The following is a 218-nucleotide window of genomic DNA, read 5'->3' as shown; positions in this document are numbered from 1 at the left end:
CAACAATTATCCGGCCTATATCGAAGGCGTCACCGAAAGCGTGATCGAAGACAACAAAGGCGGCGACGAAGTCGGTGCGGTCAGGCGCTTCTGCTATCTCGGCAACTGGATCCGGCAGCGGCTGGCGGGCCATTCCGACCAGGCGCATTCACTGACCTATGCGGGCATCGATCCGTTTCCATTTCCGTCCGAGTCGCAATCCAAGGTTCCAGCGCCGA

At 59.2% G+C, this 218-nt stretch carries 1 pseudogene; it reads left to right on the top strand.

Annotation, left to right across the window (positions count from 1 at the left end):
- A pseudogene (locus KJQ96_RS39805) lies at positions 1-218 on the top strand (SRPBCC family protein); the annotation flags it as partial.

The organism is Bradyrhizobium sp. sGM-13 (assembly GCF_018398875.1).
Taxonomy (GTDB): Bacteria; Pseudomonadota; Alphaproteobacteria; order Rhizobiales; family Xanthobacteraceae; genus Bradyrhizobium.
Note: the sequence above shows the minus strand (reverse complement) of the source record. Positions and strands in the feature narration are given on the sequence as shown.